Origin of the sequence: Nocardia sp. NPDC051321 (assembly GCF_044455225.1) — a bacterium.
Classification (GTDB): Bacteria; Actinomycetota; Actinomycetes; order Mycobacteriales; family Mycobacteriaceae; genus Nocardia.
Genome location: NZ_JBITEM010000007.1, coordinates 309,018 through 327,763, shown reverse-complemented (window position 1 = coordinate 327,763; position 18,746 = coordinate 309,018). Strand labels below are relative to the sequence as shown.

The following is an 18,746-nucleotide window of genomic DNA, read 5'->3' as shown; positions in this document are numbered from 1 at the left end:
TCAGACCAGCTTCACCTGGACGGCGTGCGCCATCTCGTCGGACAGCTCGAAGCCGCCGTGACCCGGCACGGTGATGACCACCGAACCCGGCTTGTTCTCGACCGTCACCCGCGCGTCGGGCACCACGCCCGCTTCACGCAGCTGACCGATGACTTCCGGGTCGGTCTGGATGTGCTCGGCCAGCCTGCGCACGACGACGGCGTGCACCTGACCGTGCGGCAGGTCCGACAGCCGGACCAGGGTCTCCTCGGCGGCGGTCGACGGCACGATGCCCAACTCGTCCAAGCCGGGGATCGGGTTGCCGTAGGGCGAGGTGGTCGGGTGGTTGAGCACCTCGACCAGGCGCCGCTCGACGTCCTCGCTCATCACGTGTTCCCAGCGGCAGGCCTCGGCGTGCACGTTCTGCCAGTCGAGACCGATGATGTCGACGAGGAGTCGTTCGGCGAGGCGGTGCTTGCGCATCACCGCGACCGCCATGCCGCGGCCCTTCTCGGTCAGCTCGAGATGCCGGTCTCCGGCGACCAGCAGCAGACCGTCGCGCTCCATTCGCGCGACAGTTTGGCTCACCGTCGGTCCACTCTGCTCGAGGCGCTCGGCGATGCGGGCACGCAGCGGCACCACGCCCTCTTCCTCGAGGTCGTAGATGGTACGGAGATACATCTCCGTGGTGTCGACCAGATCTTTCACCAGTTACCCCTTCGTCGGCACGAATTCTACCTACGCACACCGACACGGCCCTGCGCCGGACGGTGTCGCGCCGCACAACACGCGGCAATGCGGGATTCCGGTCGGCGCACGGCCAGCCGCCGCGATCGCACTTATCTGTATTTCTACTGCATAGCAACGTTCGACGGGGTCCGTACCTTCCCGCGTAGCGTTGCGGCCATGGCCACTGCACCGCGCCGCGAACGCCCTGCGCCACCAGGCGAACAACGCAGCCGAGGAACCGTCGTTTGGACCGACCGTTTTCTCGACTACGCCTGGACCCCGGAGCACCCGATGAAACCGGCGCGCCTGAAGTTCACCATGGCGCTGGCCGAAAGTCTCGGATTACTCGACGGTGTCGAACTATTGGCGCCCGCAACGGCCGATCGGGCCGACCTGTTGCGCATACACACCGCCGCCTACATCGACGCCGTCGAGCGCGCCGAGTCACCGGCCGGATCGCCGCAGACGCCGCCGTACGGGCTGGGGTCGCCGGACAATCCGGTGTTTCCGGGGATGCATCAGGCGGCGTCGGTAATCGTCGGCGGCACCTTGGCCGCGGCCAGGGAGATCGCCGAGGGCCGGACCCGGCGGGCGGTGAGTATCGGCGGTGGCATGCATCACGCGATGGCGGACTCGGCGGCCGGGTTCTGTGTGTACAACGATGCGGCCGTGGCCATCTCCTGGCTGTTGGACAACGGCTTCGACCGCATCGCCTATCTCGACGTCGACGTGCACCACGGTGACGGTGTGCAGCGGGCGTTCTACGCCGACCCGCGCGTGCTCACCGTCTCGCTGCATCAGCATCCGGCGACGCTCTGGCCGAACACCGGCTGGCCGGAGGAGACGGGCTTGGGTGCCGCCGAGGGCACCGCGATCAACCTGCCTTTGCTGCCCGGCACCCGAGACGCGCAGTGGCTGCGCGGTTTTCACGCGGTGGTGCCCGGTGCGCTTGCGGCCTTCCGCCCGCAGATCGTGGTCAGCCAGTGTGGGGTGGATACCCATCGCGAGGATCCGTTAGCCGATCTGGAACTCACGGTGGACGGCCAGCGCGCCGCGTTCCGCGCGATGCGCGATTTGGCCGACGAACACGCCGATGGTCGCTGGCTCGCCGTCGGCGGCGGCGGGTACGGGCTGGTCCGGGTGGTGCCGCGCGCTTGGACGCACCTGCTCGCTACCGCACTGGACCGCACCATCGCGCCGGAGACCGCGATCCCGCAGGAGTGGATCGATCGGGTCCGCGCGGAGGCGCCGCGGGTGGATCCGCCGCGCACCATGGGTGACGGCGGTGACATCGCCTACCGCCCGTGGGATGGGCCGGGTGGCACGGGGGAGACTGGGGACCCGCGCGTAGACCGCGCCCAACGCGCCGTAGACACAGCTGTGCTGGCCACCCGCCGAGCGACTTTCGGATTGCTCGGCCTGGACCCGGAGGACCCTCGTGACTGACCCCGTAGACACTCCGGACACGCCTGCCGTTCCGCCGCCCCCGCCGCAACACTGGTTCGCCGACATCCTGGCCTCCGACGGAGGCGTGGTCCGGCTGCGGCCGATCACCCCCGACGACGCGGAGGCGCTGCAAGAGTTCCACGCGGCGCTGTCGGACCGAACCAGATATCTGCGCTATTTCGGTCCGTACCCGCGGATTTCGCCGAAGGACCTGTATCGGACCACCCACGTCGACTATCACGACCGGGTCGGCCTGGTGCTGGTGCTCGGTACGGCGATCATCGCGGTGGGCCGCTATGAGGGGCTCGACCGGGTCGGCCGACGGTCCGCGGAGGTCGCGTTCGTGGTGGCCGACGGGCACCAGGGGCGCGGGCTCGGCTCGATTCTGCTGGAACACTTGGCCGGCGCCGCCGCCGAGAACAAGATCGAGACCTTCGTCGCCGAGGTACTCGCCGAGAACACCACCATGGTGACGGTCTTCCGGGACGCGGGCTACCAGGTCGAGCGCAGCCGCGACGGGTCGGTGCTGCACCTGGAATTCGCCATCGACCCATCCGAAGCGCTGCTCTCCGTACGGGATTCCCGTGAGCGTGCCTCCGAGGCGCGCAGCGTGGGCAATCTGCTCACGCCGCGATCGGTGGCGGTGATCGGTGCGACACCCAGCGCGGGCCGGGTGGGTGGCGCGGTGCTGAACAACCTGCTGTCGGGGGTGTTCCAGGGGCCAGTGTTCCCGGTGAATCCGAATCGGCACTCGGTGCGCGGGGTGCGCGCCTATGCGACGGTGCGCGAGATCCCGGACGAGGTCGACCTCGCGGTGGTCGCGGTGCCGCCGGAGGCGATCGGTTCGGTGCTCGACGACTGTATGGCCAAGGGCGTCAAGGGACTTGTCGTGCTCACCGCCGGATTCGACACGACCGGTGTCGGCGGCGGGACGGCCGAACGCGAATTGGTCGCGGCCGCACGGGGGCACGGAATGCGGGTGGTCGGGCCAAGCGCGCTCGGTATCGCGAACACCGATCCGGCGATAGCGCTCAACGCGACGCTGGCGTCGGTGCTGCCCGGACGCGGACGGATCGGCTTTTTCTGCCAGTCCGGACCGCTGGGTGCGGCGATCCTCGGGGAGGCCGCGGCACGGAATCTGGGGCTGTCGACATTCGTCTCGGCGGGTGACCGGGCCGACGTGTCCGGCAACGACCTGCTCCAGTACTGGGATACCGACCCGGACACCGACGTCGTGCTGCTCTATCTGGAGAGCTTCGGTAACCCGCGCAAGTTCTCCCGGATCGCGCGCCGGGTGGCCAGGACCAAGCCGATCGTCGCGGTGAGCAGCGGCCGCCACGCGGCCAAGCCCGCGGGTGATATGGATCGCTCGATCGTCCGAGACCTCTTCGCGCAGGCGGGAATTGTGCAGGTCGACTCGATCTCGGAGCTGTTCGACTGCGCCGCGCTGCTCGGGTATCAGCCGTTGCCCGGCGGTTCCCGGTTGGCGGTGGTCGGCAACAGCGCTGCCCTGAACTGGTTGGCCATTGATGCGGCACAGAGTGAGGGGCTCGAGGTCGGTGATCCGGTAAATCTGGGTCCGCAGGCGACCCCTGGCGCGTACCTCGACGCCACGGTCGCGGCGCTGCGTTCGGACGACATCGACTCGGTGCTGGTGGTTTTCGCGCCACCGGTGCCGCTGCCGATGGCCGGTTTCGCCGACGCCATTCGCGCCGCCGCGACCGAGGTCCCCAACTCTGGCAAACCGATCCTGACCACATTCGTTGCTGAACAAGGCATTCCGAATCTGCTGTCGGTTCGCGGTGTCGGCGCGTCGGCGGTGCGCGGCTCGATTCCCTCGTATCCCGACCCGGAGCGGGCCGCGCGAGCGCTGGCGCGGGTCCGTCGCTACGCGGAATGGCGGACCAAGCCGGTGTCACAGGTGTTGCGCCCCAAGGGGATCAATACCGAACGCGCGAGGAAGTTGGTGGGCAAGTGGATGGCCGACTCGGGCGGGCGTCGGCTGACCGACCTGGAAACCGTCGAACTGCTCGACTGCTACGGCATTTCGGTGGTCGAGTTCCGCGCGGTACGCAACGCCGACGAGGCGGTCGCCGCGGCCGAGGAACTCGGCTACCCGGTGGCGGCGAAGGCGACCGGCGAAATGTGGCGTCGCCGACCGGATCTCACCGGCGTTCGCCTGGACCTGTGGCGCCCCGAAGCGGTCCGCCAGGGTTACGCGGACCTCGCCGAGCTGTGTGGCGATCCGGTCCTGCACATCCAGAAGATGGCCACCAAGGGCGTCGGCTGCGTCCTGCGCGTCCAAGACGACCCATCATTCGGCTCGGTCATCGAATTCGGCCTCTCCGGCCTGATCATCGAGCTCCTCGGCGACCGCGCCTACCGAGCCCTACCCCTCACCGCCGACGAAGCGACCGCCCTCATCGACGCCCCCCGCGCTGCCCCACTGCTTTCCGGTGCCCCCGCCAGCCCACGCGTGGACAAAGCGGCCCTAGCCGAACTGGCCCAACGCATCTCGGCTCTCTTCGACGACCTCCCAGAAATGCGCGAACTCGCCTTCGACCCAGTACTAGCCTCCACCAACTCGGCCGAAATCCTGTACGCACGAGGACGAATAGGCCCCGAACCGAGCCGCTTCGACACCGGCCCACGCCGACTCGGCTGACCTGCGGGAGGTGCACGAGCTCAGTCATGCCCCGGTGCCCGCGTCCACCGATTTAGCGGGGATCGTGTGTCGAATCGGCTCGAACCGTGTCGCTTCGACGGCGGCCCGCGCCGATTCGGCTGACGTATGGGAGGGTGCGGCCTCGGAAAAGCTTGGTCAGGGGTTCCAGCCCCGTGGTCTGTAGCACGGAGCGGCGGCGTATCGAGAGGAGAGTTCACCGCCCTGCGCCGCTGAACGGAAGGCGGCGCCAGGCCGACTGCATCTCCGGAGTTTTAGCTCGGAGGGCGGGAGGTTGATGTCGATCTGCGGTGGCGTCGACCAGCTCGACGGGAATTCCGTACGCCCGCAAACGAATCGGCCCGAACCAGTCGCTTCGACACCGGTCAAGCCTGGGCGGAGCTGGGGAGGTCGATGTCGAGTTCAGCGTGGTGGTCTACCGAAGGCTGGTGTCGTGCATCGCGATCGATCAGCGGTGCCGAAGGTGTTGGCTCACTCGGGTGGCTCGATGAGCTGACGCCTACAAGGAAGCGCCCTTCGGTGAGGGCGGATTCACGCCGACCGGCTCGCGACTCCAGGAGGGGGTGGAGTGCGGCACCGGCCGGCGTTGGCAGGTGACCCCGAGGGTCACCAGGTCGGACGCCAGCCTCGGGAGCAGTCCGGCGTCGTGGGGTGTGCCGGGTTCGCCACGGGCTTTTTGGATCAGCTGGCGTAGGCGCGCAGGCGATCGGCGCGCTCGCCCTTGCGCAGCTTTGCCATGACCTCGCGCTCGATCTGACGGACGCGCTCGCGGGAGAGCCCGAAGAGCTTGCCGATCTGGTCGAGGGTGCGGGGCTGGCCGTCGTCGAGACCGAAGCGCAGGCGGATGACCTGCTGTTCGCGCTCGTCGAGGGTCGCGAGGACGCTGCGGACGTCGTGGTGCAGCAGTCCGGCGATCACCGCGGACTCGGCGGAGGTGGCCTCGGAGTCTTCGATGAAGTCGCCGAGCGGGGCCTCTTCGTCGTTGCCGACCGGCATGTCCAGGCTTACCGGGTCGCGGCTGTGATCGAGCAGATCAGAGATCTTCTCGACCGGGATACCGGACTCGTTGGCCAGTTCCGCGTCGGTGGCTTCGCGGCCGAGCTGCTGGTGCAGTTCACGCTTGATCCTGGCCAGCTTGTTCACCTGTTCGACCAGGTGGACGGGCAGCCGGATGGTGCGACTCTGATCCGCCATGCCGCGCGTGATGGCCTGACGAATCCACCAGGTGGCGTAGGTGGAGAACTTGAAGCCCTTGGCGTAGTCGAACTTCTCCATCGCGCGGATCAGACCCAGGTTGCCCTCCTGGATGAGGTCGAGCAGCGGCATGCCGCGGCCGGTGTAGCGCTTGGCGAGCGAGACAACGAGGCGGAGGTTGGCTTCCAGCAGGTGCGACCGCGCGGCTTGGCCCTCGCGGACGATTTGCGCCAGATCGCGCTTGCGGGTGGCCGACAAGCGTTTGCCGGTCTCCAACAGGTTCTGGGCGTAGAGGCCCGCCTCGATACGCTTGGCCAGCTCGACCTCGTCGGCGGCCGTGAGCAGCGCGGTACGGCCGATTCCGTTCAGGTACACACGTACCAAATCGGCTGCGGGGCTCTGGGCGTCGAGGTCCTGATCGCTGATGCGCACACGAGTGGTGGCGGGGCTTGTCATGACTTGCCTCCTGTCGGTGGTGTCTCACTCCGAACAACGGACCCGACAGAGAGAAAGTTCCCCGTCTCGGCTCAGATAAACCGCTCTGACGTGCGGTTTTCATCACTCTCGTCTGAGAAGTTCCTGAGAAGGTCTCAGCCGTGGAACGCCCCTGTTGTCCGGTGCCTGCACCGACCTACCCGCGATTGCCGGAATTACACGGGCCGCACCAGTCCGTGGCGGACCAATCCGGCCACCACGGACAACGCGTCGGCCGCGAACTCCGTGGTCACCTCGTCAGATCCGTGGGCAACCGCCAGCAGTTCGATCAGTTCGTATAACGGGAGGCCGTCGGCGCGCATTCCCGCGAGCAGGGAGATGGTTGTCTCGTCCACCTCGTGCTGCCAGCGGGGTCCGTCGCCGCGGTGCACGCGCGCTACCTGCGGTGCCCAGCCGTCCGGTCCCGGCAGCGCGACGCGTTCCAGTGCGGTGGCCGGGTCTACTACGAAACGTGAAGTCCAGGCGAGTTTTTCGTCGCCCGCGGCGGCGCGCAACCAGGCCGAACGCTCGAAATAGCGGGTGGCCTCGTCGCCGAGCGGATCCTCGAAACCGTGGGTGAGGTCCTCGGCGAGCAGTTCGGTCGGGCCGTCGATGGCGCGCAGATAGACGAAGCCGAAGCCGATGCCCTCGACGTCGGCCGCGGTGAAAGCGTCGAGCCACTGTTCGGCGCGCGCCTGTGCGGCCGGATCGCGCGGGTCGAGACCCGCGTCACGCAACCAGGTTCCGACGTAGAGGGCAGGGCCGGCGACATCGCGCTGCACGACCCAGGCGTCGACACCATGGGCGGGCAGCCAGGACGACACCCGATGCCGCCAGTCTTCGCCGTCGAGGTGCACCCAAGCCGCCAGCATCGCGGCGGTGCCACCCGGGGCCAGCAGATCCGCTGCCTGCCCGATGACCAATTCGCTGGCGCCGTCGAGGGCCAGCCCGGAATCGCGATAGGTGTGTTCGATCCTGGCCGGGCCGACGACGAACGGCGGATTGGCCACCACCTGATCGAACCGGCGTCCCGCGACCGGCTCGAACCAGGAGCCTTCAACGAGTTCGATCTCGAGTCCGTTGAGTGCGGCGGTCGCTTCGGCCAGCCACAGCGCGCGTGGGTTGACGTCGGTAGCGGTGACCCGGTCGGCGTAGGAAGCCGCGTGGACGGCTTGCACACCGCAGCCGGTGCCCAGATCGAGCACCGACCCGACCTCGCGGGTCGGTGTGGCGCGCAGCAGCGACAGGGAGGCATGGCCGACGCCGAGCACGTGTTCTTCGGTGAGGGTGCGCCGGCGCATCGAGTCGTCCAGATCGGACAGGATCCAGCGAGTGCCCGCTCCGGCATCGAGGGGACGGAGATCGAGGGCCGCACGGACGGCGTCACCCTCCCGGACGAGCAGCCCCGCCGCGATCGCCCGCTCGACATCCACCGGCACGAGCGCGGCGGCGACGTCGCACTCCGGCAGCGGATCGCCGAGCAGCAGCAACCGAATCAGCGTGCCCAGTTCGCCCGCGTCCCGCGCGGCCCGCCGCACCGGCACCGGCTCCGACCGCCCCAACGCCGCGTGCACGTCTTCCCCGAGCACCTCCAGCAGCGTGTCGGCGTCATACCCGACCCGAGTCAGCGCCGCCCGCAGATCCGGGCACAGCGCGGTGAGCAGAGATCCGGCAGTCGTCGATCGGTGAGTAGGCACACCGGTACTTTGCCACCGCCCGCCGCGCCCGCATGTCTTGGCAAGGCCATTGAGCCGCCCGGACTCCAGCCGCCCCGGCGAGCTGCTGCCGAAGATTAATTAGCAACCAGTCGCACGCCCACACCAGAAATCCGCACTGACTCTCGGGATCCCTACCGACTCTCGGGCCCTATTTCGAGTGCGGATCCCGAGTAAGGGTGCGGATTTGTGGCGAAACCTCCCAGGATTGGTCCGCGCGAGAGAGCTCTGGGAGCCAGCCACACGATCGTTGCCATGTCGAGGCGAGTCAAAAGGTTGCTGTTGGAGATCTTTTCGCGACCATATGACTCGCCTCGATGAGATGACTCGCTGTCAGACGCCTTGGGGGTCGCGGGCTGTGATGCAGTAGAGGGCGTCGGCGGGGTCGGTCATTACGATCCAGTGGTCGAAGCGTTCGAGCACTGTGGCGCCTAGGGTTTCGTGCCACGCGGCGGTGGCCTCGATGTCGGAGGACGCCAGGTCGATGTGGGCGCTGGTGGGGCGGTCTTCGTTGAGGCGCTGCAGCAGGAAGTGGATGGGTAGCGGGTCGGTGGCGCGTAGGCGGGCGAATTCGGGCAGCCTGCCTTGCTGGAAGTTCCAGCCGGTCAACGACTTCCAGAACTCGGTCTCGGCGGCGTGGTCGGCGGGGCCGATGTCGAGGCACACCTGATCGAGACGGCTGAGGGTGCCGTCGGGGGCGGTCACGGCGGGGGCGGGGGTGCTGGTGGCGCGGCCGCTCGGTGTGAGACAGAAGGTTTGGCCGCCGGGGGAGCGTAGGACCGCGTAGTCGGGATGGTTCGCGACGAGTTCGGCGCCGAGGTCGAGCGCGGTACGCACGGCGGAGGGGATGTGGTCGACGTCGAGGTCTAGATGCACGCCGCTGAGGCCGGTGACCGCCTGCATCTTCACGCTGGCCGCCGCGAAGAGCGCGGGATCGGGGAGCAGCGTGAGGAATTCGTCGTGTTCGCCTCGGCGTGCCGAGAGCTCGGTGCCGGTGACCGTGGACCAGAACTTCGCGCAGTCGTCGAATCGCTGCGCGGGGCGGTCCAGGAAGGCCCAGATCCACCGAATCATGTTCACTCCTGTCTAGTGCCTCGGGACACGATAGGGAACGGCGCGCGCGGTGTCGAGCACATTGGCGTGTCGCCCGCACTGGCACGATCTTGGTGCTTTGTGGCATTCCGGCCACTCGTTGGGTGGGTGGTTTTCCGGCACGCTCAGCCGGTGACCGAACTGCAGACGCCGCCGACCGTGCCGGCGAACGACACCGTCCACCGGCCTCGTCTGCATCCCGCGTGGATCGTCGCGGGCGTCGGATTCATCGCATTGCTCGGTGCCGCCGCGTTCCGGTCGGTGCCGAGCGTGCTGATGGATCCGTTGCACGAGGAATTCGGCTGGTCGCACGGCACGATCGGTGCGGCCGTATCGCTGAATTTGCTGCTGTACGGACTGATTTCGCCGTTCGCCGCGGCGCTGATGGATCGATTCGGCATCCGCAAGGTGGTGTCGGGTGCGCTGGTGCTCGTCGCGGCGGGGGCCGGGCTGACGGTGTTCATGACTCAGCCGTGGCAGCTGATGCTGACCTGGGGGCTGCTGGTCGGCGTCGGGGTGGGGTCGATGTCGATGCCGTTCGTGGCGACCATCACCGGCCGCTGGTTCGTGCGGCAGCGCGGACTGGTCACCGGAGTGCTCACGGCGGCGGGTGCGACCGGTCAGCTGGTCTTCTTGCCGTTGGTATCGATGCTGGCGCACGAGCACGGCTGGCGGCTGCCGTCACTGATCGTCGCCGGGACCGCGCTTGTCGTTGTGCCGTTGGTGCTGCTGTTCATCAGGGATTTTCCGAGCGATGTCGGTGTCACCGCCTACGGTGCGGAGCCGGGCAGCATGGTCGGGGTCCGGACACCCGCGACGGTCGGCGCGACGCGTGCGCTCACCGTACTGGCCAAGATCGCGCGCACGCCCGGATTCTGGCTGCTGGCAGGCGGATTCGCGGTGTGCGGCGCGTCGACCAACGGTCTGGTCGGCACCCACTTCGTCAGCGCCGCGCACGATCACGGCATGCCGCCGACCGCCGCCGCGAGCCTGCTGGCCGTTGTCGGCATCTTCGATGTGGCGGGCACCATCGCGTCCGGCTGGCTGACCGATCGCGTCGACCCGCGCTACCTGCTGGTCGGCTACTACGTGCTGCGCGGCCTGTCACTGCTGATTCTGCCGTCGCTGCTCGGCCCGCACACCCAGCCCAGCCTGTGGGTGTTCATCATCTTCTACGGCCTGGACTGGGTCGCGACCGTGCCACCCACCGTCACGCTCTGCCGCGAACTGTTCGGCAACGACGGCCCCGTCGCGTTCGGCTGGGTATTCGCCTCCCACCAGATCGGCTCCGCCGTCGCCGCCACCGGCGCCGGCGTCATCCGCGACGTCCAGGGCAGCTACAACCTGGCTTGGTATATGGCCGGGGGCCTTTGCGCTGCCGCCGCCGCCATGTCCGCCTTCATCCGTCGCAAGGCCTGACGCTCGAGCGGACCACCTCCGGGCCGAGGGAACCGTCAGCCGTCGATGGATTTGTGCGAACGAGCCTCGATGGCCGTGCGGCGTTCGTCCCAGCGACTCGGTTCGTCTTTGCGGCGCGGTGGCCGATCGTTGGCGATGAGGACGGCGATCCAGGGCAGCGGGATCGAGGCCGCGATGATGAGGATGGCCAGCAGGGCGCTGTTGAAGGTGCTATAGGCGATGGCGGCCAGCACCAGGCACGGGATGCGGAACGCCATGATGATGGTGTACCGGCGGACCCGGGAGCGGTGTTGATCTTCCAGCGACGGCTGGGCCTCGGTGATCAGGACCGGATGCTTGTCGTCGGTGCCGGGAAAGTACCCGGCGGAGCCAGGGGAAGCTGTCGGCATCGTCACGTCCGGGCGCTCACCACGGCCGATGTCGTCGGCGTTGGGAGAGTCGCCGTGCTGCTGCATAACTCTGAGTCTTCCACTGTCGGAGCACCAGCGCACACAGCGTGGTCAGGCGGACACCGGACCGTGATCAGTCATCCCATCTTGGAATGCGGCATCATGGAATCCGTGAACACCGACACCATGGTTCGCCCCGATTCGACCACCGACGAGTCGACGAGCGACGACACCCCCAAAGTCTTCCACTACGTCAAGAAGGACCGGATCGCGGAGAGCGCCGTCATGGGCACCCATGTCGTCGCTTTGTGCGGTGAGGTCTTTCCGGTGACGCGGTCGGCCAAGCCCGGTTCGCCGGTCTGCCCGGACTGCAAGAAGGTCTACGACGGGCTGAAAAAGGGCGACTGAGGCTGTGCGGGCGGCGGCTGAGATGGCGCCGCGTGCGGCTGATCGGGTGCGTCGACAGGTGACGGCGGGGATTTCTCCGCCGTCTCGGTGGTTTCTGTCGTCGAATCGTCCTTGTCCGACGAGTCCCCGGTCAGCTGATTGGTGAGCCACTCCTTCATCTGTTCCATCCGGGTCGCCCGGGCAGGCCAGAACTCCTGCACGGCGGCGTTGAACTCCGCGCCGAGGATCACCGCGAACCCGAGGAAGTACGTGAAAAGCAGAAACGCGATCGGTGTCGCCAGCGCGCCGTAACTGACACCGGTCTTGGTCACCCACGCCAGATACCGCCGCAGCACTTCGCTGGCAGTGATGAAGAAGACCGCCGCGACCAACGCCCCGCCGAACAGTCGATGCCAGGGCAGCGATGTGTGCAGCGCCAGCTTGTACAGCGTGGTCAGCACGATGATCAGCAGCAACCCGACACCGGGGTAGTAGAAGAAGTCCAGCAGCTGCAGCCCGGTCACCCGCCATGGCTCGGGCAGCACCCGGCCGATCAGCGTGGGCCCGAGCGCCACCAGCGGCAGGATGAACACCGAGGCCACCAGGAACGCCACGTAAAGCAGCAGCGCGAAAATGCGCTGCCACACCGGATGTCGCAGGTCCTGCTGATCGTGTGCCTCGACGATCGAGTCGACGAACGTCGCCATCGCCGACGACCCGGCCCACAGCGAAAGCACGAAACCCACCGAAACGACCGCGCCGCGGCCCTTCCCGAGCACGTCCTTGACGGTCGGCTCGATCAGATCCGTCACCACACTGGAGCTGAACAGATCCCGGCTGAACGAAATGATCTTGGATTCCACGATCTGCACGGTGTCCGGCCCGAACCAGGTGCCCACATAACCGAGGCTGCCGAGCACCCCGAGCAGCAGCGGCGCCAGCGACAGCGTCTGCCAGAACGCGGCGGCCGCCGACTTGGCGAAGATCGAGTCGTTCCAGGCCTTCACCGCGACCCGCACCACGAGCTTGGTGGTGTTTCTGCGGGCCCGCCGCAGCCGGATGGTCCATCGCTGACCGACGGTGAGCTCACGCGCGGCGATACCGCCGCTGAGCGAGGGTATGTCGGTCCGCAGCGGCTCGCTCGGCGTGGCGTTTTCGTCGGTCATCGTCACTACAGCATCGCGCATGTCTCCGCCTCGCTACGCTCATCTCCGACATACGCGAGGCGGCTGTGCCTTTGGTTCGCTCGCTGGCGCTCGTTCACGTGCCTCCCCGCACCGGATTCCAGGGGCGACGTGTCGTCGGGCAATCGGTGAACTCCGGCGTGTCGGTAGTTGAACATGTGATGCCTATCGCCGATGCCGCGTCGGTTTGGCAACACGCCGTACCGGGCCAGTAGGGTCGAGTGCGTGACTGGGTCGGGTGGCGCCGCTGTGGCGGGAAAAGCGGAGACACCGGGCGATTCGGTTAGACCCGATGCGTCGGGGACGCCGAACAGCTCCGGTACATCGAGCGGCGGTTCGCTGCGTGCCTGGCAGCGCCGGGCGTTGACCAAGTACCTGGCGTCCAAGCCACGCGATTTTCTCGCGGTCGCGACGCCGGGGGCCGGAAAGACCACGTTCGCGCTGCGGGTAGCCGCCGAACTGCTGGCCGATCGGACCGTCGATCAGATCACCGTCGTCGCGCCGACCGAACACCTCAAGCATCAGTGGGCGCAGTCCGCGGCCCGCGCCGGGATCCAGCTGGATTCGCGGTTCTCCAACGCGACCGGCGGCACCTCCGGTGACTATCACGGTGTCGTTGTCACCTATGCCCAGGTCGCCTCGCATCCGTCCCGGCACCGGGTGCGCACCGAAAACCGCAGGACCCTGGTGATTCTCGACGAGATCCACCACGCGGGCGACGCGAAGAGCTGGGGTGAGGCGACCGCCGAGGCGTTCGGCGACGCGACCCGCAGGCTCGCGCTCACCGGAACTCCCTTCCGCAGCGACGACAGTCAGATCCCGTTCATCACCTACGAACCCGACGAGTCGGGTTTCCCGCGCTCGCGCGCCGACCATGCCTACGGCTACTCCGAGGCCCTCGCCGACGGCGTGGTCCGGCCCGTGGTGTTCCTCGCGTACTCCGGCGAGGCGCACTGGCGCGACAGCGCGGGCGACGAGCACACCGCGCGCCTCGGCGAGCCGCTCAACCCCGAACAGACCGCTCGCGCCTGGCGCACCGCGCTCGACCCGGCGGGTGACTGGATCTCGGCCGTGCTGCGCGCCGCCGACATGCGGTTGCGTCAGTTGCGCAGCACTGGCATGCCCGACGCGGGCGGTCTGGTGATCGCCACCGACCAGGACCGTGCCCGCGACTACGCCGAACTGCTGGAACACATTTCGGGCACGAAGCCCGCCCTGGTGCTGTCCGACGAACCGACCTCCTCGGATCGGATCGCGCAGTTCGGCGCGAGCACCGAGCCGTGGATGGTCGCGGTGCGCATGGTGTCCGAGGGCGTCGACGTGCCGCGCCTCGCGGTCGGCGTGTACGCGACCAGTGCTTCGACGCCGCTGTACTTCGCGCAGGCGATCGGCCGGTTCGTGCGTGCCCGCAAACCTGGCGAGACCGCGAGCGTGTTCCTACCCTCGGTGCCGGTGCTGCTTGATCTGGCCGCGCAGCTGGAACTGCAGCGCGACCACGTGATCGGCAAGCCGCACCGAGAGAAGGACGGGCTCGACGACGAGCTGCTGATCGACGCGAACAAGCAGCAGGACGAGCCGGGCGAGGAAGAGAAGTCCTTCGTCGCGCTGGCCGCCGACGCCGAGCTCGACCAGGTGATCTACGACGGATCCTCCTTCGGCACAGCCACTTTCGCGGGCAGCGACGAGGAGGCCGACTATCTCGGCATCCCCGGCCTGCTCGACGCCGACCAGATGCGGGCGCTGCTGCGCGAGCGCCAGACCAAGCAGATCGCCGACCGTGGCGACGCGGCCGACGCGCCCGATCCAGGTCCGCAGGTCGCGAGCGCGGCCGAAAGGGTCGCCACCGCTGACCGATTGGGTGAGTTGCGGCGCGAGCTCAACAGCTTGGTCGCCATGCACCATCATCGAACCAGTAAGCCGCACGGTGTGATTCACGGCGAGCTGCGCCGCGAATGCGGTGGGCCGCCAACGGCGTTGGCGTCGGCCGATCAACTGGTGGAGCGGATCGCGGCGCTGCGCCGGATGTAGGTCGCCCCCAGCAAGACGGTGTGCCACGCGCACATCAGGCTGGGGCGGCTGCCGTCGGCCAGGCCGCCATCGCGCAGTCGATCGACTGCGTCAGATCTGCCAGCGAGGCTCCGTCGCGAGCTTGGATCGACAACCCGTACAGCACCGTGGTGTAGAAGTGAGCCAGTCCCCGGGTGTTGGTCGTTGCGGGTAGATCGCCTTCCGCGACACCGCGATCTAATCGGCGGCGGATGTTTTCTGTTGTCTCCCTGCGTCTTTCGGCCAGGAAATCGCGGATGCTCGCGCTGCGTGTTGTGTAGGTCGAGCCTGCCAGGACGACCATGCAGCCGTGTGGCTTGTCCTCGACGGTGTAGGCGATCGCGTTGTCGCGCAACATCGCATCGATCGCGGCGCGCGCCGTCGGCTCCTCGCGCAACGCCCGCGCGGTGTGCCCGCCGTCGGTCTGCCCGTACAGGCTGACGGCCGCCCGGAACAATGCCTCTTTGCCGCCGAACGCGGCGTACAGGCTGGGGGAGTTGATGCCCATCGCGGTGGTGAGGTCGCTCATCGAGGAGCCCTCGTAGCCGTGCTCCCAGAACACCTCCATGGCGCGGCGCAACGCGTCGGTGCGATCGAAGGCACGCGGTCGTCCCCGTTCAGCCATGCCGGTCCTTTCTGTGTCGATCGTTAAATATACCCCTTGACGCGTGCGGTGTTCTGCGCTTAGCTATTTATGTATTGATCGACACAGAATTTTGAGGAGGACCCATGTCGGATCTCACGGGCAAGGTGGCACTGGTAACCGGCGGCAGTCGAGGGATCGGCGCGGCGATCGCCAGGAAGCTGGCCGCCGACGGCGCGGACGTCGCGATCACCTATCAGAGCGCCGAGGTACCGGCGAAATCCGTTGTCGCGGAGATCGAATCGCTCGGGCGCCGAGCGGTGGCGATCCAGGCGGACAGCGCCGACGCGGCGGCCGTGGTGCGCGCGGTGAACCAAGCCGCGGCCGACCTCGGCCGACTGGACATCCTGGTCAACAACGCGGGCATCTTCCCGGCGAAGCCGTTCGAAGAGTTCACCGTCGAGGAGATCGACCGCGCGCTGAACATCCACGCGCGGGCCGCGTTCGTCGGTGCGCAGGCGGCCGTGGCGCACATGACCGGCGGCGGCCGGATCGTCAGCGTCGGCAGCAATCTGTCCGAGCACGCCTCCTTCGGTGGTCTCTCGCTCTACAACCTGAGCAAGTCGGCGCTGAACGGATTCACCAAGGCCCTGGCCCGCGAACTCGGCGCCCGCGAGATCACCGTGAACCTGCTGCAGCCGGGATCCACGGTGACAGACATGAACCCGCTCGACGGCGGCCACTACGACCTCCAGGTCGGCCTGACCGCACTCGGCCACTTCGCGAAGCCCGAGGACATGGCCGCGATGGTCGCCTTCCTCGCCGGCGAGACCGGCCGCAACATCACCGGCGCGATCTTCACCGTCGACGGCGGCACGAACGCTTAGTCCGCACGTCCCACAGGGCGTGTTGCTCCTGTGGAAGGTTTACGGGCTCTGTGGAACTCGCCATGAACGGGTGGGTCAGGCCGGTGCCAGGTCTTCGAAGTAGTTGGCCGGATCGAAGGTATTGAGCGGCACCCAGCGCGGTACCTTCACGGGGGTTGGCGAATCATCCTGTGCTGCTTGGAAATAGCCCTGCACTTCCAGGGCGAGACGGGGATTCGCGTCCACTCGCTGCGCCAGGTCGTAGAAGGTCGCCAGCACATGCAGGCATCGCGCTGTGCGCGCCTTGCACGAGCAGTCTGTGCCTGCGAGTACCGGTGCGATGGTGAGACCGGCCGCGACCACGGCTTGATGCATATCGTCGGTGAGCACGGTGGTATCCGGGATGATCTCGCCGATCGCGGTGATCGCGGCGCGGCTCAGCGGCGCCACCTCCAGATGAATCACCGACGCCTCGCTGCCTCGGTGGATGGTGGCCCGCACGACCCGTCCGTCGATCGTGGCCTGCACCCCGTAGTTGCGCGCGATCGAGCGCGCGCGGGGGAGCAGCGGCTCGGGCCGCGTCTGCCGGAGCGGTTCGGCGAGGCGAACCCAGTCCCTGCCCCACTTGCTGTATCCGAATTCGTTGTCCGGCATCAGTTCGCCCTCCCGTCGCCCAACCGCCACCCCGCACCGAATCGCTGCGCGCTGCAGCTTCTGCGGCGGCGCAGGACCTCGACGAGTTGGTCGTCGTCGAGGCGGGCGAGTGCGGCGATGCCCGCCGAGTCGCCGAGGTCGGAGAGCGCGGACTTGCGGTCGTGCATGCGCGCGATGTGCTCTTCGACGGAGGTGGTCGAGGTGAGGGTGGTGACGGTGACCGTGCGGGTTTGGCCGATGCGGTGGGCCCGATCCGAGGCCTGCGCCTCTACCGCGGGGTTCCACCAGCGGTCGAAGTGGATCACGTCCGCGGCGCGGGTCAGGGTGAGGCCGGTGCCCGCGGCGCGCAGGCTCAGAATGAGCACGGGCGGTCCGTCCTCGGCTTGAAATCCGGTCACGATCGCGGCGCGTTCGGCCTGGTTCAACCCGCCGTGGAAGAACGGCGCGGTGACCCCGAACTGCTCGGCGAGATGCCGGACCAGCAGCTCACCGGTCTGCCGGTACTGGGTGAAAATCAGGGTGGGCGAGTGCGTTTCGAGGTTGTTGGCCAGGATGTCGGTGCACAGGTCCAGCTTGCCGGAGCGGCCCGCGAGCTCGGTGAGGTCGCCGGTGACCAGCCCGGGATGGTTGCAGACCTGTTTGAGCGCGGTCAGCGCCGCGAGCACCCGGCTCTGGCGGTCGAAGCCGGTGCCGAATCCGTCGTCGACGGCGCGATCGAGCAGCTTGTCGTACAGCTGTTCCTGTTCGTCGGTGAGGTCGCACAGCAGGTCGGTGTGGATCTTCGCCGGCAGCGACGCGGCGACCTGCGCCTTCTTGCGGGCGAGCACGACGGGCTCGATGGCGTCCCGCAGCCGTGCCGCCGCGGCCGAGGAACCCTCCTGGATCGGCCGGACGAAGCGCCGCCGGAACTGCGTCTTGTGCCCGAACAGCTTGGGCGTCACCAGGTTCAGCAGCGCCCACAGTTCCTCGAGGTGGTTCTCCACCGGCGTGCCGGTCAGCGCGACGCGCACCTCGGCGTCGAGCGCCCGCGCGGCCTTGGCCAGCTGCGTGCTCGGATTCTTCAACGCCTGCGCCTCATCGAAAACCGCTGTCGCCCAGCGCCGTTCGTCCAGGTGCTGCTTGTGCAGTCGCACCGTGGGATATCCGGCGACGACGACAGTTCCCGCGCCCGCGTCGATCGCACCCCCGCGCCACACGACTACCCGCAGTCCCGGCGCGAACCGATCGATCTCATGGGCCCAGTTGCCCACCAGCGACGTCGGGCATACGACGAGCTGCGGACCGCCAGGAGCCCGTGCGAGCAGAAAACCGATGGTCTGCACCGTCTTTCCGAGCCCCATCTCGTCGGCGAGCACGGCCCCGCCATGCGCCGCGGTCGTCTCCCGCAGCCAACTGACCCCACGCACCTGATAGGGCCGCAGCTCGGCCTGCAGCGCCGACCGCAATTCCGTGGTCACGGCCTGGGTCTCGCGCAGCACCCGGACCGCGCGTGCGGCGGACACGATCGAGGTGCCCGCCGCGTTGGGCACCGCGTGCGCCGCGATCGGCAGTGGCACGTCCGCGGGATCTCCCTGTGGGGTGGGGGATTCGTCATGGAGCGTGGTCTGCCAGACGCGCACGGACGCCCCCGCGTCCGCGAGCTCGAGCGCGGCGAACGCCGCGGGGTCGATCATTGCGCAGTCGACCTCGCCGACCTCGATCGCCCCGTCGAAGCCGGTCGGCACGGCGAGGGCGAGGGTCTCCCGATCACCGAGTTCGGCGGGTGCCGACCCGGTGTGCTGCCCGGTCCATGTCCACAGCGCGAACATGTGCCGGTCGGGCAGATAAGTGGCCTGTGTGCTGGGCAGAGCGAACCCCTTCATCGGCGTATGGTGTACGAAGTATCTGAATAACGTACAGAGTACCG

General features: G+C 68.0%; 15 protein-coding genes. 6 read left to right on the top strand and 9 right to left on the bottom strand.

Annotated features, from left to right (window positions below; all coding sequences use genetic code 11):
• The gene (locus ACIA8C_RS18955; protein ID WP_396998514.1) at nucleotides 1–687 is read right to left on the bottom strand and encodes an iron dependent repressor, metal binding and dimerization domain protein; all 687 of its coding nucleotides are present in this window, start codon (nucleotides 685–687) and stop codon (nucleotides 1–3) included.
• Between the two features lie 198 nt (nucleotides 688–885).
• Here ACIA8C_RS18955 and ACIA8C_RS18950 point away from each other — a divergent pair, with 198 nt between their 5' ends.
• Both ACIA8C_RS18950 and ACIA8C_RS18945 read left to right on the top strand, forming a co-directional pair.
• Entirely contained in the window at nucleotides 886–2,154 is a 1,269-nt protein-coding gene (locus tag ACIA8C_RS18950; RefSeq protein WP_397136233.1) for an acetoin utilization protein AcuC, read from the top strand.
• A complete protein-coding gene (locus ACIA8C_RS18945) occupies nucleotides 2,147–4,819 on the top strand; it encodes a GNAT family N-acetyltransferase (protein WP_397136231.1) in 2,673 nt (890 codons plus the stop codon). Before ACIA8C_RS18950 ends, ACIA8C_RS18945 begins: the two co-directional genes overlap by 8 nt.
• A gap of 699 nt (nucleotides 4,820–5,518) precedes the next feature.
• Here the strand turns inward: ACIA8C_RS18945 and ACIA8C_RS18940 are convergent.
• The 3 genes from ACIA8C_RS18940 to ACIA8C_RS18930 all read right to left on the bottom strand — a co-directional run bounded on the left by ACIA8C_RS18940 (nucleotide 5,519) and on the right by ACIA8C_RS18930 (nucleotide 9,294).
• Nucleotides 5,519–6,487 (bottom strand): sigma-70 family RNA polymerase sigma factor, encoded by a 969-nt coding sequence (locus tag ACIA8C_RS18940; protein ID WP_357378948.1) that lies wholly within the window; start codon nucleotides 6,485–6,487, stop codon nucleotides 5,519–5,521.
• 194 nt (nucleotides 6,488–6,681) lie between these two features.
• Nucleotides 6,682–8,202, bottom strand: coding sequence for a methyltransferase (locus ACIA8C_RS18935; protein ID WP_397136229.1), 1,521 nt, complete (start codon nucleotides 8,200–8,202; stop codon nucleotides 6,682–6,684).
• Nucleotides 8,203–8,553: 351 nt separating this feature from the next.
• On the bottom strand, nucleotides 8,554–9,294 hold the full coding sequence (locus tag ACIA8C_RS18930; protein WP_397136227.1) for a VOC family protein: 741 nt from the start codon (nucleotides 9,292–9,294) through the stop codon (nucleotides 8,554–8,556).
• 150 nt (nucleotides 9,295–9,444) lie between these two features.
• Between ACIA8C_RS18930 and ACIA8C_RS18925 the strand changes: the two genes are divergently transcribed.
• The gene (locus tag ACIA8C_RS18925; RefSeq protein WP_397136225.1) at nucleotides 9,445–10,731 is read left to right on the top strand and encodes an MFS transporter; all 1,287 of its coding nucleotides are present in this window, start codon (nucleotides 9,445–9,447) and stop codon (nucleotides 10,729–10,731) included.
• A 35-nt stretch (nucleotides 10,732–10,766) separates the two neighbouring features.
• On the opposite strand, the gene ACIA8C_RS18920 is transcribed toward ACIA8C_RS18925, so the two are convergent.
• Nucleotides 10,767–11,186, bottom strand: coding sequence for a DUF3099 domain-containing protein (locus tag ACIA8C_RS18920; RefSeq protein ID WP_397136223.1), 420 nt, complete (start codon nucleotides 11,184–11,186; stop codon nucleotides 10,767–10,769).
• 96 nt (nucleotides 11,187–11,282) lie between these two features.
• On the opposite strand from ACIA8C_RS18920, the gene ACIA8C_RS18915 reads away from it, so the two are divergent.
• Nucleotides 11,283–11,528 (top strand): DUF3039 domain-containing protein, encoded by a 246-nt coding sequence (locus tag ACIA8C_RS18915; protein ID WP_397136221.1) that lies wholly within the window; start codon nucleotides 11,283–11,285, stop codon nucleotides 11,526–11,528.
• Here the strand turns inward: ACIA8C_RS18915 and ACIA8C_RS18910 are convergent.
• A complete protein-coding gene (locus tag ACIA8C_RS18910; protein WP_397136219.1) occupies nucleotides 11,501–12,694 on the bottom strand; it encodes a YihY/virulence factor BrkB family protein in 1,194 nt (397 codons plus the stop codon). The two genes, ACIA8C_RS18915 and ACIA8C_RS18910, sit on opposite strands and share 28 nt — an antisense overlap.
• Before the next feature lie 171 nt (nucleotides 12,695–12,865).
• On the opposite strand from ACIA8C_RS18910, the gene ACIA8C_RS18905 reads away from it, so the two are divergent.
• Nucleotides 12,866–14,719 carry a DEAD/DEAH box helicase gene (locus tag ACIA8C_RS18905; RefSeq protein ID WP_397136217.1) on the top strand — a complete coding sequence of 618 codons (1,854 nt, stop codon included), beginning with the start codon at nucleotides 12,866–12,868 and terminating at the stop codon, nucleotides 14,717–14,719.
• A 34-nt stretch (nucleotides 14,720–14,753) separates the two neighbouring features.
• On the opposite strand, the gene ACIA8C_RS18900 is transcribed toward ACIA8C_RS18905, so the two are convergent.
• Nucleotides 14,754–15,362: a TetR/AcrR family transcriptional regulator gene (locus tag ACIA8C_RS18900; RefSeq protein WP_397136215.1), complete on the bottom strand. Its 609-nt coding sequence runs from the start codon at nucleotides 15,360–15,362 to the stop codon at nucleotides 14,754–14,756.
• Between the two features lie 104 nt (nucleotides 15,363–15,466).
• Here ACIA8C_RS18900 and ACIA8C_RS18895 point away from each other — a divergent pair, with 104 nt between their 5' ends.
• Nucleotides 15,467–16,207, top strand: coding sequence for an SDR family NAD(P)-dependent oxidoreductase (locus ACIA8C_RS18895; protein WP_397136213.1), 741 nt, complete (start codon nucleotides 15,467–15,469; stop codon nucleotides 16,205–16,207).
• Nucleotides 16,208–16,282: 75 nt separating this feature from the next.
• Here the strand turns inward: ACIA8C_RS18895 and ACIA8C_RS18890 are convergent, their stop codons facing one another.
• Together ACIA8C_RS18890 and ACIA8C_RS18885 are read right to left on the bottom strand one after the other, a co-directional pair.
• Entirely contained in the window at nucleotides 16,283–16,840 is a 558-nt protein-coding gene (locus ACIA8C_RS18890; RefSeq protein ID WP_397136211.1) for a hypothetical protein, read from the bottom strand.
• Entirely contained in the window at nucleotides 16,840–18,648 is a 1,809-nt protein-coding gene (locus ACIA8C_RS18885) for a DEAD/DEAH box helicase (RefSeq protein ID WP_397136576.1), read from the bottom strand. The genes ACIA8C_RS18890 and ACIA8C_RS18885 overlap by 1 nt, the downstream gene beginning before the upstream one ends.
• Nucleotides 18,649–18,746: the final 98 nt, after the last annotated feature.